This window comes from Agrobacterium pusense, from assembly GCF_900102105.1.
In the GTDB taxonomy this organism is placed as follows: domain Bacteria; phylum Pseudomonadota; class Alphaproteobacteria; order Rhizobiales; family Rhizobiaceae; genus Agrobacterium; species Agrobacterium pusense.
In genome coordinates, this window is sequence record NZ_FNBB01000011.1 from 1 (window position 1) to 15,466 (window position 15,466).

12 protein-coding genes are annotated in these 15,466 nt (G+C 59.6%); 7 read left to right on the plus strand and 5 right to left on the minus strand.

The genetic code is table 11. From position 1 onward, the window contains the following. Positions 1 to 47 precede the first annotated feature (47 nt). From BLU28_RS20595 to BLU28_RS20605, 3 genes are read left to right on the plus strand one after another with little or no spacing between them, the layout of a single operon-like run. The gene (locus tag BLU28_RS20595) at positions 48 to 578 is read left to right on the plus strand and encodes a TRAP transporter small permease (RefSeq protein WP_004444021.1); all 531 of its coding nucleotides are present in this window, start codon (positions 48 to 50) and stop codon (positions 576 to 578) included. Between the two features lie 4 nt (positions 579 to 582). Then, a complete protein-coding gene (locus tag BLU28_RS20600) occupies positions 583 to 1,860 on the plus strand; it encodes a TRAP transporter large permease (protein WP_045533426.1) in 1,278 nt (425 codons plus the stop codon). Positions 1,861 to 1,899: 39 nt separating this feature from the next. Beyond that, a complete protein-coding gene (locus tag BLU28_RS20605; RefSeq protein WP_004444024.1) occupies positions 1,900 to 2,907 on the plus strand; it encodes a TRAP transporter substrate-binding protein in 1,008 nt (335 codons plus the stop codon). 101 nt (positions 2,908 to 3,008) lie between these two features. On the opposite strand, the gene acs is transcribed toward BLU28_RS20605, so the two are convergent. Then, on the minus strand, positions 3,009 to 4,961 hold the full coding sequence (acs, locus tag BLU28_RS20610; protein WP_004444026.1) for an acetate--CoA ligase: 1,953 nt from the start codon (positions 4,959 to 4,961) through the stop codon (positions 3,009 to 3,011). 230 nt (positions 4,962 to 5,191) lie between these two features. Here acs and BLU28_RS20615 point away from each other — a divergent pair, with 230 nt between their 5' ends. Further along, entirely contained in the window at positions 5,192 to 5,893 is a 702-nt protein-coding gene (locus BLU28_RS20615) for a DUF1013 domain-containing protein (RefSeq protein WP_045533429.1), read from the plus strand. A 57-nt stretch (positions 5,894 to 5,950) separates the two neighbouring features. Here the strand turns inward: BLU28_RS20615 and BLU28_RS20620 are convergent, their stop codons facing one another. After that, positions 5,951 to 6,610, minus strand: coding sequence for a YggS family pyridoxal phosphate-dependent enzyme (locus tag BLU28_RS20620; protein ID WP_045533431.1), 660 nt, complete (start codon positions 6,608 to 6,610; stop codon positions 5,951 to 5,953). A gap of 191 nt (positions 6,611 to 6,801) precedes the next feature. Here BLU28_RS20620 and leuS point away from each other — a divergent pair, with 191 nt between their 5' ends. From leuS to holA, 3 genes are read left to right on the plus strand one after another with little or no spacing between them, the layout of a single operon-like run. Beyond that, the gene (gene leuS, locus BLU28_RS20625; RefSeq protein ID WP_077987127.1) at positions 6,802 to 9,432 is read left to right on the plus strand and encodes a leucine--tRNA ligase; all 2,631 of its coding nucleotides are present in this window, start codon (positions 6,802 to 6,804) and stop codon (positions 9,430 to 9,432) included. Then, on the plus strand, positions 9,425 to 9,970 hold the full coding sequence (gene lptE, locus BLU28_RS20630) for an LPS assembly lipoprotein LptE (RefSeq protein ID WP_006698300.1): 546 nt from the start codon (positions 9,425 to 9,427) through the stop codon (positions 9,968 to 9,970). Before leuS ends, lptE begins: the two co-directional genes overlap by 8 nt. Positions 9,971 to 9,981: 11 nt before the next feature. Further along, on the plus strand, positions 9,982 to 11,019 hold the full coding sequence (holA, locus tag BLU28_RS20635) for a DNA polymerase III subunit delta (protein WP_004444036.1): 1,038 nt from the start codon (positions 9,982 to 9,984) through the stop codon (positions 11,017 to 11,019). Between the two features lie 64 nt (positions 11,020 to 11,083). On the opposite strand, the gene fdxA is transcribed toward holA, so the two are convergent. The 3 genes from fdxA to BLU28_RS20650 form a co-directional block, all read right to left on the minus strand. Next, positions 11,084 to 11,422 carry a ferredoxin FdxA gene (gene fdxA, locus BLU28_RS20640; protein ID WP_004444038.1) on the minus strand — a complete coding sequence of 113 codons (339 nt, stop codon included), beginning with the start codon at positions 11,420 to 11,422 and terminating at the stop codon, positions 11,084 to 11,086. 158 nt (positions 11,423 to 11,580) lie between these two features. Beyond that, on the minus strand, positions 11,581 to 11,997 hold the full coding sequence (locus BLU28_RS20645) for an RNA-binding S4 domain-containing protein (protein ID WP_077987128.1): 417 nt from the start codon (positions 11,995 to 11,997) through the stop codon (positions 11,581 to 11,583). A 4-nt stretch (positions 11,998 to 12,001) separates the two neighbouring features. Further along, the gene (locus BLU28_RS20650; RefSeq protein WP_077987129.1) at positions 12,002 to 15,085 is read right to left on the minus strand and encodes a helicase-related protein; all 3,084 of its coding nucleotides are present in this window, start codon (positions 15,083 to 15,085) and stop codon (positions 12,002 to 12,004) included. Between the last annotated feature and the right edge of the window lie 381 nt (positions 15,086 to 15,466).

The following is a 15,466-nucleotide window of genomic DNA, read 5'->3' on the forward strand; positions in this document are numbered from 1 at the left end:
ACCTGGCGAAACGAGGGCTGCTCTAGATATTTCTTCGGGAGGGGAAAATGCAAAAGACCATCAATCTCTTTTACCGGATTCTCGAAATCATTCTCGTCGCGCTGCTTGCCGGCATGTCGATCATGGTCTTCGTCAACGTCGTCATGCGTTACACGATGAATTCCGGCATCAATGTCTCGGAAGAGCTGTCACGCTACTTCTTCGTGTGGCTGACCTTCCTCGGCGCGGTACTGACCTTCCGCGAGAACAGCCATATGGGCATTGAAACGCTCGTGATGTTTCTGTCGCGCCGCGCCCGCATCGTCTGCATGATCATCTCGAACATCATCATCCTGGCCTGTTCCGCCATCTTCTTCTGGGGCACCTGGAAACAGTCCGGCATCAACGCCAGCATGCACGCCCCGGTCACCAAGCTCTCCATGATCTGGGTCTATGGCATCGGCATGTTCACCGGCGGCCTGATGTTCGTCATCGCGCTGGAACGCCTGTACCGCCTTCTGACGGGCCGCGTGACGGAAGACGAAATCGCCCAGTTTGCGGGCGAGAACCTGACGATCGAACAGCTTTCGGAGCGCTGATACCATGACACTTTTCGTTTTTGTCGGCTCTCTTCTGGGAGCCATGGCGATTGGCGTTCCCGTCGCTTTCTCGCTGATGTTCTGTGGCGTCGTGCTCATGTGGTACATGGGCATGTTCAACACCGCTATCATCGCGCAGAACATGATCTCGGGCGCAGACACCTTCACCCTGCTTGCCATCCCCTTCTTCATCCTCGCTGGCGAACTGATGAATTCCGGCGGCCTGTCCCGCCGCATCATCGACTTTGCGATCGCGCTGGTCGGCCACATCAGGGGCGGCCTCGGCATCGTGGCCATCGTCGCTGCCATCATCATGGCCAGCATCTCCGGTTCGGCCGCAGCCGATACCGCAGCCCTCGCCGCAATCCTCATCCCGATGATGGCGAAGGCCGGTTACAATATTCCGCGCTCCGGCGGCCTGATCGCAGCCGGCGGTATCATCGCCCCGGTCATTCCACCGTCCATGGCGTTCATCGTCTTCGGTGTCGCCGCTAACGTTTCGATCACCCAGCTTTTCCTTGCCGGTATCGTACCCGGTATTCTGATGGGCATCTCACTGATCGTCGCCTGGCTGATCGTGGTGCGCAAGGATAACGTCAAGCCGCTGCCGAAAACCACGGCCAAGGAACGCGTTACAGCCACGGCCCGCGCCGGCTGGGCGCTCGGCATGCCCGTCATCATCCTCGGCGGTATCAAGGCCGGCATCATGACGCCGACGGAAGCCGCCGTCGTGGCTGCCGCCTATGCGCTTTTCGTCGGCATGGTGATCTACCGCGAACTGAAGCCGGCGGACCTGTTCCACGTGCTCCTGCGCGCCGCCAAGAGCACCTCGATCATCATGTTCCTGGTCTGCGCGGCCCTCGTCTCCGCATGGCTTATCACAGCTGCGAACATTCCGAACGAAGTTGCCGGTTACATCGAGCCGCTGATCGACCGTCCGATGCTGCTGATGGCTGTAATCATGGTGCTGGTCTTCGTCGTCGGCACCGCGCTTGACCTGACGCCGACCATCCTGATCCTGACGCCAGTTCTGATGCCCATCATCAAGCAGGCGGGCATCGACCCGGTCTATTTCGGTGTTCTCTTCATCATCAACAACGCCATCGGCCTGATTACCCCGCCGGTTGGCGTGGTGCTGAACGTCGTCAGCGGCGTCGGCCGCATCCCGCTCGGCAAGGTCACGATCGGTGTCTGGCCCTTCCTCGTCGCCGAAACCATCGTGCTGGCGCTGCTGGTGATTTTCCCGGACATCGTCCTCGTGCCTCTGCAGTACCTACGTTAAGTGAAACTTTTTCTCGACCACAATCCAAGGGAGGATATTATGAGAAAGCTTCTTCTGACCACCACGGCAATCGCCTTCGCAGTTGGCGCGGCAGCGCCGGCAATGGCCGAATTCAACAGCCGCAACATCCGCGTTTCGAACGGTATCAACCAGGATCATCCCGTCGGCAACGGCATCAAGGCCATGCAGGCCTGCCTCGACGACAAGTCCGGCGGCAAGCTGAAACTGACGGCATTCTGGGGTGGCGCTCTCGGCGGTGACCTTCAGGCGACACAGGCCCTGCGCTCCGGCGTTCAGGAAGCGGTCGTCACGTCGTCCTCGCCGCTCGTCGGTCTCATCCCGTCGCTTGGCGTCTTCGACCTGCCATTCCTCTTCGCCAATGCCAAGGAAGCCGATGCCGTCATGGACGGCGCCTTCGGCGACATGATGAACAAGAAGCTGGAAGAACAGGGCCTCGTAAACCTCGCTTACTGGGAAAACGGCTTCCGCAACCTGTCGAACTCCAAGCATGCCGTCAACAAGTGGGAAGATTTCTCGGGCCTCAAGGTCCGCGTGATGCAGAACAACATCTTCCTCGACACCTTCCAGAACCTCGGTGCAAACGCTACGCCGATGGCTTTCGGCGAAGTCTTCTCGGCGCTTGAGACCAACGCGATCGATGCCCAGGAGAACCCCTATGTGACGATCGACACCTCGAAGTTCTACGAAGTGCAGAAGTACATCACGGAGACGAACCACGCCTACACGCCGTTCCTCTTCCTCTTCTCCAAGCCGATCTTCGACAGCTACACGCCGGAAGAACAGGCAGCCCTGCGCGAATGCGCAGTCGTGGGTCGCGACGAAGAGCGCAAGGTCATCCGCGAACTGAACCAGAAGTCGCTGGAAAAGATCAAGGCTGCCGGCCTCGAGGTGAACTCGCTGTCTGCCGAAGAGCAGGCGCGTATCCGCGAAAAGTCGATGGTCGTTTACGAAAAGCACAAGGCTGAAATCGGCGCCGACGTCGTTGACGCCGTTCTGGCTGACCTCAAGAAGATCCGCGGCCAGTAAACCTTACAGCCTACGATGAAAAACACCCGGAGGTTCGCCTCCGGGTGTTTTTGTTTGTGAGGACAGTCAATAGAAAAAGGCTGCCGAAGCAGCCTCTCAGTTCACGCCGTGCGGTTTTGCCGGTTGGCGATGAGGTCCTCGACGACAGCAGGATCAGCGAGCGTCGACGTATCTCCCAGCGCACCAAAATCATCCTCGGCGATCTTGCGCAGGATGCGCCGCATGATCTTGCCGGAACGGGTCTTCGGCAGGCCGGGCGCGAACTGGATCTTATCGGGTGTCGCAACCGGTCCGATCTCGTTGCGCACGTGTTTTACCAGCTCTTCGCGCAGCGCATAGTCGCCGTTCTGCCCCGCCATCAGCGTGACATAACAATAGATGCCCTGCCCCTTGATCGGATGCGGATAACCCACCACGGCCGCTTCCGAAACCTGATGATGCGACACCAGCGCCGATTCCACCTCGGCCGTGCCGAGACGATGACCGGAAACGTTCAGCACGTCATCGACGCGGCCGGTGATCCAGTAATAACCATCCTCATCGCGCCGGCAGCCATCACCGGTGAAATACTTGCCCTTGTAGGTGGAGAAGTAGGTGTCGATGAAGCGCTGATGATCGCCATAGACGGAGCGCGACTGGCCCGGCCAGCTGTCGATGATGCAGAGATTGCCGTCCGCCGGCCCTTCCAGCACATTGCCTTCGGCATCGACAAGCTGCGGCTGCACACCGAAGAACGGCCTTGTCGCCGAGCCGGGTTTCAGATCGGTCGCACCCGGCAGCGGCGAGATGAGAATGCCGCCGGTTTCCGTCTGCCACCATGTATCGACGATCGGACTCTTGTCCTCACCGACCACATGGTAATACCACTCCCATGCTTCCGGGTTGATCGGCTCGCCCACGGTGCCGAGAAGACGGATGCTGGAGCGCGACGAGCGCTGGACGAACTGGTCACCCGCACCCATCAGCGATCTGAGCGCTGTCGGCGCCGTATAGAAAATATTGACCTTGTGCTTGTCGATGACTTCCCAGAAACGGCCCTGATCCGGAAAATTGGGAACACCTTCGAACATCAGCGTCGTCGCGCAATTGGCCAGCGGTCCATAGACTATATAAGAATGTCCCGTGACCCAGCCGACATCGGCCGTACACCAGTAGACCTCGCCATCCTTGTAATCGAAGACATATTCATGCGTCATCGACGTATAGACGAGGTAGCCGCCCGTGGTGTGCAGCACGCCCTTTGGCTTGCCGGTAGAGCCCGACGTATAGAGGATGAACAGCGGATCTTCCGCGCGCATCTTCACAGGCGGGCAATCCGGTTTCACCGTGGCGATTTCCTGGTGGTACCAGATGTCGCGGCCCGGCGCCCAGCCGGTCTTGCCGCCGGTTCGGCGAACGACAAGAACCTTGTTGACAATGACGTATTGCTTGGCGGCGATATCGATCGCCTTGTCGGTATTTTCTTTCAGCGGTATCGGCTTGCCGCCGCGCACCCCTTCATCGCAGGTAATGACGAAGGTAGACTGGCAGTCAACGATGCGGCCCGCCAGCGCTTCCGGCGAGAAGCCGCCGAAGACGACCGAATGGATCGCCCCGATGCGCGCACAGGCGAGCATCGCATAGGCTGCCTCCGGTATCATCGGCATATAGATGGTGACGCGGTCGCCCTTCTTGACGCCGTGCTTCTTCAGCACATTCGCCAGACGGCAGACATAATCATAAAGCTGGTTATAGGTGATCTTCTTGTCGATATAGGGGTTGTCACCTTCCCAGATGATCGCCGTGCGCTCGCCATGCGTCTTCAGATGCCGGTCAATACAGTTGTAGGAGACGTTGGTGAGGCCGTCCTCGAACCACTTGATTGGCACCCTGCCCTTGAAGGACGTATTCTTGACCTTGGTGTAAGGCTTGAACCAGTCGATCCGACGGCCATGCTTGTCCCAGAATTTTTCTGGATCCTCGACGCTCTCCTGGTACCATTTCTGGTAACGCTCATTGTCGATGAGCGTGCGGGCTTTCGCCGACTTGAGCACCGGGTAGATTTTGGCAGACATGAACTCCTCCTGGAACCGGGTATGGCTTCTGACGCGGCCCGAGACTCCCACCTCAGGCATGTGTTGAATTCATAGCAGGTCAATTGCGCACGGCAATTAGACAAAGGTCATTTGTTTCGCAAAGAATTGCAATTATGATGCAATCCGGTTATAGAGCGGCAATATCCCGGAAATCAGTGGTTGATACCACGCCCGCGACACCGGCGCGGACGGACAGAAGGACTGTATCTATGGCTCAACAATTGCTCATGCCAAAGGCAACGGCTGTATGGCTGGTTGACAACACCGCGCTGTCGTTCGATCAGATCGCCACGTTCTGCAAACTGCACCCGCTTGAAGTCAAGGCAATTGCCGACGGTGAAGCCGCGCAGGGCATCAAGGGCCTCGACCCGATCGCCACCGGACAGCTTTCCCGCGACGAGATTGCCCGCGCTGAAGCCAATCCGAACCATAAGCTGAAGCTTTCCGAGCCAAAGGTGCGCGTGCCCGAATCCAAGCGTCGCGGTCCGCGTTACACACCGGTTTCCAAGCGTCAGGACCGTCCGAACGCCATTCTCTGGCTCGTTCGCAACCACCCGGAACTGAAGGATGCGCAGATTTCGCGTCTCGTCGGCACCACGAAGTCGACCATTGAGCAAATCCGCGACCGCACCCACTGGAACTCGGCAAACCTGACGCCGATGGACCCGGTCACGCTCGGCCTCTGCAGCCAGATCGATCTCGACCTCGAAGTTGAACGCGCCTCGCGTGGCCGTCCGCTGCCGTCCGCCGAAGAACTGGACAATACACTGCAGCCGGCGACGGCAACGGAAGGTCTGGATTACAACTTCCAGCGCGAAGAAGACGAACAGATCGACGCCGATGCAGTCTTCAAGAAGCTCTCCTCGCTGAAATCCACGCAGAAGGATGAAGACGAGGACGATCAGTACTGATCGACGTTTTCGAATGCTCGAAACCCGGCCTGAGTGCCGGGTTTTTTGTTTATGGCCTTATCGCGTGCCGAAGATCGCCGAGCCCACACGAACACTGGTCGCGCCGAATTCGATAGCCGTTTCGAAATCCCCGGACATGCCCATGGAGAGTTTTTCTAGGCCACATTGCTTGGCAAGCTTCACCAGCAGCGCAAAATGCGGACCGGGATTTTCATCTGCCGGCGGAATGCACATCAGCCCCTCGACAGCCAATTTCAGCTCATCCCGGCAAAGGGCCACGAAAGCGATGGTCTCACGCGGATCGATGCCCGCCTTTTGCGGCTCGAGCCCGGTATTGACCTGCACATAAAAACGAAGGCTGCGGCCCTGTTTACCGCATTCCTCGGCAAGCGCGCGGGCGATCTTTTCGCGGTCGACGCTTTCGACGACATCAAACAATGCCACGGCGTCCGCAGCCTTGTTGGACTGCAACGGGCCGATCAGATGCAGCTCTATGCCATCAGTCTTCTCTTTCAGCGCCGGCCACTTACCCTGCGCTTCCTGCACGCGGTTCTCTCCGAACACGCGCTGGCCAGCATCGATGACCGGCTGGATCGCCTCCGCTTCGAAGGTCTTCGATACCGCGACGAGGGCAACATCTGCCGCCTTGCGGCCGGATTTTTCCGCCACATCCGCAATGCGCTGCCTGACATCCTGAAGACGTGCTTCGATTTCCATCACAAGACCTTTTTTAACCGTTCGAACCGCTAACTAGACGCCGATCGCCTTGATGCCAAGCGGCTTTAGCACCATTTGAGGCACGCTGGCCAAGATTGAACGTCCGAACGCCCCGCCAAACTTGACGCCCCGGTCGTTTCATGGTGAAGGTCAGCGCACATTTTTCCCCTCGATACCCGGAATTTTAGACAATGGCCATCGAACGTTACAATCCTCGCGACGCCGAGCCGCGCTGGCAGCAAAAATGGAACGAAGACAAGGTCTTCGTGACAGACAACAGCGATCCGCGTGAGAAATATTACGTTCTGGAGATGTTTCCCTATCCGTCGGGTCGCATCCACATGGGCCATGTCCGCAACTATGCCATGGGCGACGTCGTCGCCCGCTACAAGCGCGCCCGCGGTTTCAACGTCCTGCACCCGATGGGTTGGGACGCCTTCGGCATGCCGGCCGAAAATGCGGCCATGCAGAACAAGGTTCATCCCAAGGACTGGACCTACCAGAACATCGCCACCATGCGCGGTCAGCTGAAATCCATGGGCCTGTCCCTGGACTGGACACGCGAATTCGCGACCTGCGACGTGGAATATTATCATCGCCAGCAGGCGCTGTTCGTCGACTTCATGGAAAAGGGTCTGGTCTACCGCAAGCAGTCGAAGGTCAATTGGGACCCGGTCGACCATACCGTTCTGGCCAACGAGCAGGTCATCGACGGCCGCGGCTGGCGCTCCGGTGCGCTGGTCGAACAACGCGAGCTGACGCAATGGTTCTTCCGCATCACCGATTTCAGCCAGGACCTGCTGGACGAGCTGGACACGCTCGACCAATGGCCCGAAAAAGTGCGCCTGATGCAGAAGAACTGGATCGGCCGTTCCGAAGGCCTGTCGCTGCGCTGGCAGACTGTTGCTGACACGGCACCGGAAGGCTTCTCTGACATCACGGTTTACACCACACGCCCCGACACGCTGTTCGGCGCCTCGTTCCTGGCCATTGCAGCCCACCACCCGCTGGCGAAAGAACTGTCGGAAAAAAATCCTGCGATCGCCGAATTCTGCGATGAATGCCGCCGCCATGGCACGTCTCTGGCCGCGCTGGAAACGGCTGAAAAGAAGGGCATCGATACCGGCGTCAAGGTCGTCCATCCGCTGGATCCGACCTGGGAACTGCCAGTCTATGTCGCCAACTTCGTGTTGATGGATTACGGTACGGGCGCGATCTTCGGTTGCCCTTCCGGCGACCAGCGCGACCTGGACTTCGCCCGCAAATACGGCCTGCCGGTCGTGGCGGTCGTCGCCCCTGAGGGCCCGGATGCGGAAAGCTTCACGGTCGATGACACCGCCTACACCGACGACGGCGTGATGATTAACTCCGGCTTCCTGAATGGCATGAAAACGACGGATGCCTTCGAGGCAGTCGTGCAGAAGCTGTCTGCGCAGACGCTGGGCAACGCGCCTCAGGCCGAGCGCAAGGTCAATTTCCGTCTGCGCGACTGGGGCATTTCCCGTCAGCGTTACTGGGGCTGCCCGATCCCGGTCATTCATTGCGAAGTCTGCGGCGTCGTGCCGGTCCCGAAAAAGGACCTGCCCGTCAAGCTGCCCGACGATGTGACCTTCGACGTGCCCGGCAACCCGCTGGACCGGCATCCGACCTGGCGTCACGTCGCCTGCCCGCAATGCGGCCATGACGCGCGTCGTGAAACCGACACGATGGACACCTTCGTCGATTCCAGCTGGTATTACACGCGCTTCACGGCACCCTGGGAAGATGCACCGACCGATCCGAAGGTCGCCAATCATTGGCTGCCTGTGGATCAGTATATCGGCGGCATCGAGCACGCGATCCTGCACCTGCTCTATTCGCGCTTCTTCACCCGTGCGATGCGCGAAACAGGCCATGTCGATGTCAAGGAACCCTTCAAGGGCCTGTTCACCCAGGGCATGGTGGTTCATGAGACCTACAGCCGTGGTGAAGGCACTGCACGCGAATGGGTGCCACCTGCAGATCTGCGGATTGAGGAAACCGACGGCACACGCCGCGCCTTCCTGCTGTCATCCGGCGAAGAGGTGAAGATCGGCTCGATCGAGAAGATGTCGAAGTCGAAAAAGAACGTGGTCGATCCCGATGATATCATCGCATCGTACGGCGCCGATACCGCACGCTTTTTCGTCCTGTCGGACTCGCCGCCGGATCGTGATGTGATTTGGTCCGAATCGGGCGTCGAGGGCGCGAACCGCTTCGTACAACGCGTCTGGCGCATCATCGGTGAAGCTGCCGAAGAGCTGAAATCCGTCAGGCCGAAGCCTGCAGCCGAGGGTGAAGGGCTGGCGGCCTCCAAGGCGGCCCACAAGACGCTGAAGGCTGTTCAGGAAGATCTGGACAAGCTCGCCTTCAACAAGGCCATTGCCCGCATCTATGAACTGGTCAACGCGCTCGCCGGTCCGCTTGCGGATGTCGCTGCGGGCGGCAAGTCCGACGACGTCAAGGCAGCAGCGCGTGACGCCGTCGAAATCCTGATCCGCATCATCGCCCCCATGACGCCACACCTGGCGGAAGAATGCTGGTCGGCGCTGGGCAATGAAGGCCTGGTGGCTGAGACGCCGTGGCCAACCTTCGTGCCGTCGCTGGTCGAAGAAAACGACGTGGTCATGCCCGTGCAGGTCAATGGCAAAAAGCGCGGTGAATTGACAATCGCGCGCGATGCGGATCAAGATGCGGTCCGCGCGGCTGCCCTTGCTCTGGACGCCGTCAAATCTCTTCTTGCCGGCGGCGAGCCCAAGAAAGTCATCGTGGTTCCGCAGAGGATTGTGAACATTGTTGTCTGACGTTTTTTCGAGATGGAGCCGCGTCGCGGCAGCAATTTCCGTCGTGATGATGGCTGGTCTTCTGGCGGGCTGCCAGGTGCGCCCGCTCTATGGCGAGGCTTCCGGGACCAAGGAAAGGCTGGCGGCCGTCAGCGTCTCCGATATCGGCGGCAGAGTTGGACAGGAAGTTCGCAACCAGCTAATCTTCCTTCTGGCTGGCGGCGCTGGGCAGCCGACGACGGCGCAATATAACGTCAAGGTTTCGGTCAGCTCGAGCGCTTCCTCGACAGAGGTGCAGAATTACGACCTAACCACACGGACGAACAACAATTACGACGGGCCGTATCCAGGCCGTGTCATCATGAGCGGCCAATACGTGCTGACGCGCATTTCCGACGGTCAGATCCTGCGCTCCGCACGCCGCAGCGTGACGGCGCAGGTGGATCTGCCACAGCAGGAATTCGCCAAGATCCGGGCGACCCGCGACGCCGAAAACCGTGCGGCGCGCGAACTTGCCGAAATCATCCGCACCGATATCGCCGCCACCCTCGGCCGCTGAGAGCGGCGGCCGTGGCGGAGATAAAGTCCCATGAATTTGAGCGCTTCGCCGAGAATCCGGCGGAGCGCTTTCGCGTTTTCGTACTCTACGGGCCGGATCGCGGTCTCGTATCAGAACGCGCAACCCTCATCGCCAAAAAGACGGGGATAGATCCCGACGACGCTTTTGCGTCGCTGAAATTGACTGCGTCCGATCTCCAGGGCGACCCGGGGCGTTTGCTGGACGAGGTGAACGCCATTGGTCTTTTCGGCGGCGAGAAACTTGTCTGGGTCAAGGGCGCGTCAGCTGAAAAGGCGTTGGTGGATGCCCTCCAGATTCTGGCGGAAACGCCGCCGGAAGCGAGCTTTCTCATCATCGAAGCAGGTGACATCAAGAAGGGCACGGGGCTGCGCAAGATCGCGGAACCGGCTCGATCCATCGCAGCCATTCCCTGTTACGCGGACGATGCGCGCGCACTGAACGCGTTGATAGACCAGGAACTTTCGGGCGACAATTTGCGTATCGCGCCTGCCGCGCGGCAACGGCTTATCGAATCGCTGGGGGGCGACCGTATCGCTTCACGAAACGAAATCCGCAAGCTGGCACTTTATTGCCGCGGCGCAGAGGTAATCGAGGAAGACGATGTCCTGGCCATCATCGGTGATGCCAGTACGGTTTCAGCCGATGACGCTGTTGACGCCATCCTGAAGGGTGACAGAAACGCGTTTTTCCATGCCACCCAGAAGATCATTTCTTCCAAGACGCCGATCTTCCTCGTGCTTCAGGGGTGCCTCAAGCAATTCCAGCTGCTCGATCAGATGCGCGCCGAGATGGACGAGAAAAAGCAGCAGGCCGGTCAGGTCATGCAGACGCTTGGACGTCATATCCATTTTCGCCGGAAACCGGTCATCGAAAGAGCGCTGCGCACATGGCAGCCAGCGGCGATCGCGCGCGAGATGAACCGACTGCAGGCGGCCATCCTGCAAAGCCGCCAGCGCCAAAGTCTGGAGGAAAGCGTGGCCCTACTGACACTATTATCCACCACGCTGCAATCCGGCCGCGGCGGATAAACAAAAGCCCTCGTGCAGACGAGGGCTTTTCAAATGTTAGTGCGAGACCGTCGCAAATCTGCGGTCAGTCGCCCTTGCCGGGCTCAGCAGAGAAATAAAGCTCCAGCTTGCCTTCGACACCATCCATTTCCTTGGCTTCCGGCATCGGGTCGCGCTTGATGGTGATGTTCGGCCAGATCGCGGCATATTCCGCATTGAGCTTCAGCCACTTGTCGAGACCCGGCTCCGTATCGGGTTTGATGGCCTCGGCAGGACATTCCGGTTCGCACACACCACAGTCGATGCATTCGTCGGGATTGATGGCGAGGAAATTTTCGCCCTCGTAAAAGCAGTCGACAGGGCAGACCTCTACGCAATCGGTATATTTGCAGCGGATGCAATTGTCGGTCACGACATATGTCATGATGAACTCCAGAATATGCAGGCCGGGTCTTTGGGCTTCGGAACACAAGCCGTCGCCCGGAATTCAGACAGGGCAATTTCGCAAGTGACGTAATGCCTTTGCTTGCAGATAGCAAGGATAAACAATTCTGAAAAACGGTGCTGACTTGGAGGTTTATTCTAATCTGTACTGCCGTCGCTGTCGGACAGAAACCTGTCGAGCGCTCTGCGCTCCTTTTTCGTCGGGCGTCCGCTGCCCGGCTGGCGCATTGCCTGCTCAAGGAGTGTCAGCCTGTCGGAAGGCTCCTTCGGCGGCGTCTGATCGTCATAGAGAAGTCTGGCTTCTTCATAGGGGCCGCGCCGCGTCCCGCCCGACTTCACCACCACGACCCTGTCCATCCGCTCGAAGCTTATTTCCAGCCTGTCGCCGTGCTTCACCGCATGACTGGGCTGGCGGACGACGACGCCATTGATCTTCACCTGTCCCGACTGAACGTAGCTCTGGGCGAGCGAACGGGATTTAGCCATGCGGGCAAAGAACAGCCACTTGTCCAGACGCTGACGCGTGCTTTCCAGTGGCTGTTCGCTGTTTCCCATAGGCTTACTTCTTCAGCTGCTCCTTGAGGGCAGCGAGCTTTGCGAAAGGCGAATCCGGGTCCAGCGGCTTTTCCTTGCGCGGTGGCTTGGCCTCGAAACGCTGCTGGCCCTGCGGCTTTCCGCCACGGTCGCTGCGCTCCGGCCTGTCCTTGCGCTCGCCACGATCATGACGATCATTATTGCGGTTGTTGCCGCGATCGGGACGGCCGCCGTCACGCTTGCGCTCGCCCTCGCCGCCACGATTGGCTGCATCGCGGTTTGCCCCGTCGCGATTGTCACGGCGGCCTTCGCCGCGTCGCTCGCCTTGCTCGCGCGCTGCCTGCTCACGACCCTGGCCACGATTGCCGGGACGACGGTTTTCACCACGCTGGTTTTCATTGCGGCCACCCGGACGCCACAGAAGCACGGGCTTCGGCTCGGCGGCCTCACCGCTTTCCGCCGGAGCCGCTTCATTTGCAGCAGCCTCTTCACCGGCGGCTTCCGCGACCGGCGCCTCGGTAACGTCGCCTTCCACAACAGCAACCGCTTCGGAGGCCTGCTCTTCGGAAGCCGGCTCGTCCTGCTCGGTCTCAGCGCTATCCTCTTCGCCCGCCGTCGTTTCCGGGGCAGCCGGCGCGGTGGCGCCTGCCTGGCCGGCGAGGAAGGCCTGCGCCTCTTCCGCCGTCACCTGATCGGCACGGTAACCGAGGCCCTTGAGGATTTCTTCCATGTCATCGAGCGTTGCGCCGAGAATGGAAAGCATCGCGGTCGTCGTCGTGAAACGACGGCCATCATAAGCGCCTTCGGGGCGCGGCTGCTGGCCGGGCTTCCACTGCAGCAGCGGACGGATGAGATCGGCCAGACGCTCGAGAATGTCGATACGCACCGCGCGCTTTCCGAGGAAACGGAAACCGGCAAGCTTGTAGAACATGCGCTCGAAGCTGGCATCCGTAACGACCGAGGTGCGGCCTGCAGCCAGCACGGGAATAAGGTCGCCATAACCCGGCTTGCCAAGACCATCATTCTTCAAGGCCCAGAGCAGCGTCACAAGTTCTGCCGGAGCAGGCTTCAGGAGCGCAGGCAAAAAGACATGATAGGCGCCGAAACGCACGCCGTAACGCCGCATGGAAGCACGCGCGTCCTGATCCAGCGACTTCACGTCTTCCGCGACGTCACGACGGAACAGCACGCCGAGATTTTCAACCAGCTGGAAAGCGAGACCCTTTGCGAGACCCTGAAGGTCTTCCGCACGGGAGATATCATCCAGCGGTTTCAGCACGGTTGCGATCTGGTGGTTGACGAAACGCTCGATCCGCGCGAGCGCGTGATCACGGGCATTACCGCTCAACTGCTCGTCGGCCAGCAGGATCACCCGCGGCTTCATGATATTGTCGCCGGCCGAAAGACGGGCAACCGGCTCGCCCAGCCAGCGAACCAGACCATCGGAGCTCAAAGCGAGATCGCCATTTCCACTGGCGTGCAGACGCGCGGCACGCGCCTCGTATTCGAGCGCGAGCGCCTTCTGCGCCGCAGCCTGCACGGCCTTCTGATCCGGCCCTTCCATTCCCGGCACCGGCGTGAACCGGAACCCGGCCAATTGGCCGACGTGATGACCTTCTACGAAGACATCACCATTTACACTGATTTCAGCTTCAAGCATCGCATTCTCTCTCAGGCGCCTCATGAGCACAGATGTCCTGCGATCAACAAAGCGTTTCGTCAACCTTTCATGTAGCGCATCGGACAATCGATCCTCGATTTCCCGAGTCTTTTCTTGCCAGTGTGTCGGATCGGCAAGCCATCCTGGGCGGTTCGATACATAAGTCCATGTTCTGATCTGCGCAATCCTCGCAGACAAGGTATCGATCTCTCCATCCGTGCGGTCGGCGCGACGCACCTGTTCGGCCATGAAATCCTCGTTCACCGTACCGCGCTTGACGAGGTCGAAATAGAGCGTGGAGATCAGATCCGCATGCTGCGCCGGGGCGATACGGCGATAGTCCGGAAGCGCGCAGGCCTCCCAGAGCTTTTCCACCCGTGCATCGGTCGTCGTCACGTCGATAATTTCGGGATAACGGGACAGATACTCCAGCGCCTGCTGGTCGATGGCCGGCAGGGCGCGCGAAAGCCCCTGGATCGCCGGCGCAGCGTCAAGGCTCGCACGCAGATTGGCGATAGAGGAAAAATCGAAGTTTTTCGTCCGCCACTGCAACACCTTCACCGCATCGAACTGATGCGTCTCGATCCGCTCCACCAGTTCGTCATCGAACGGGTCGACACGGCCTGTCACCCCGAAGGTGCCGTCACGAAGATGGCGGCCGGCGCGGCCGGCGATCTGGCCGATTTCGCCCGGATTGAGATTGCGGAATTGATAACCGTCGAATTTTCGGTCCTGCGCGAAAGCGACGTGATCGACATCGAGGTTAAGGCCCATGCCGATAGCGTCCGTCGCGACCAGATATTCGACATCGCCGGACTGATAGAGACCCACCTGCGCATTGCGCGTGCGGGGCGAAAGCGCGCCTAGCACAACGGCCGCGCCGCCCCGCTGGCGGCGCACCAGTTCGGCAATGGCATAGACCTCATCGGCGGAAAAAGCGACAATCGCCGTGCGCTGCGGCAGGCGGGTTATCTTCTTCTGGCCGGCATAAAAAAGCTGCGACAGACGCGGTCGCTCCACCACGGTAATTCCCGGCAGCAGCTTTTCGAGGATCGGGCGCATCGTGCCCGCCCCCAGCAGCAGCGTTTCCTCCCGACCGCGCAGATGCAGAACCCGGTCGGTAAAGATATGCCCGCGTTCGAGATCGCCTGCCAGCTGCACCTCATCGATTGCAACGAAGGCGGCCGTCGTTTCGCGCGGCATGGCTTCCACTGTGCAAACGGAATACTTGGCTTTTGGGGGTGAGATTTTTTCTTCGCCGGTTATCAGCGCCACATTGGGCGCCCCCACCTTTTCGACCAGACGGGTATAGACCTCGCGCGCCAAAAGGCGCAGCGGCAGGCCGATGACACCGCTGCCATGCGCCACCATACGCTCAATCGCGTAATGGGTCTTGCCGGTGTTGGTGGGGCCGAGAACGGCCGTGACACCGCGGCCGCTCAGGATCATGGGGCGAAAATTCAACGTACTATCCGCGAATCGACTTCATCTGCTTGGCGTGCCACCCACATCAACGGTATGGGCCGCACGCACCACACATGGCAATGCCTGCCGACAAAGGCAATAGGCCTCACCCGCAAAGTGCTACAAGGCGACCAGTCAACGAAATTTTCCATTTCGATTCAGATAGTTGAACAAGAAAAAAGAATCCGGCGAAAATGAAATCGATTCGGCTGCGGAACAGTCTGCGAACGAATCGAATACGAATCGCTGACTCCTCGTGATTCAGCTTTTGTTCTCCGCAATATCTGGTTGGCGAAGTCACGGCCTCTACCAGATTATGAATCCGGATAAGTCCTTGGCCGGATTCGGCATTACGGTAAAACCGCC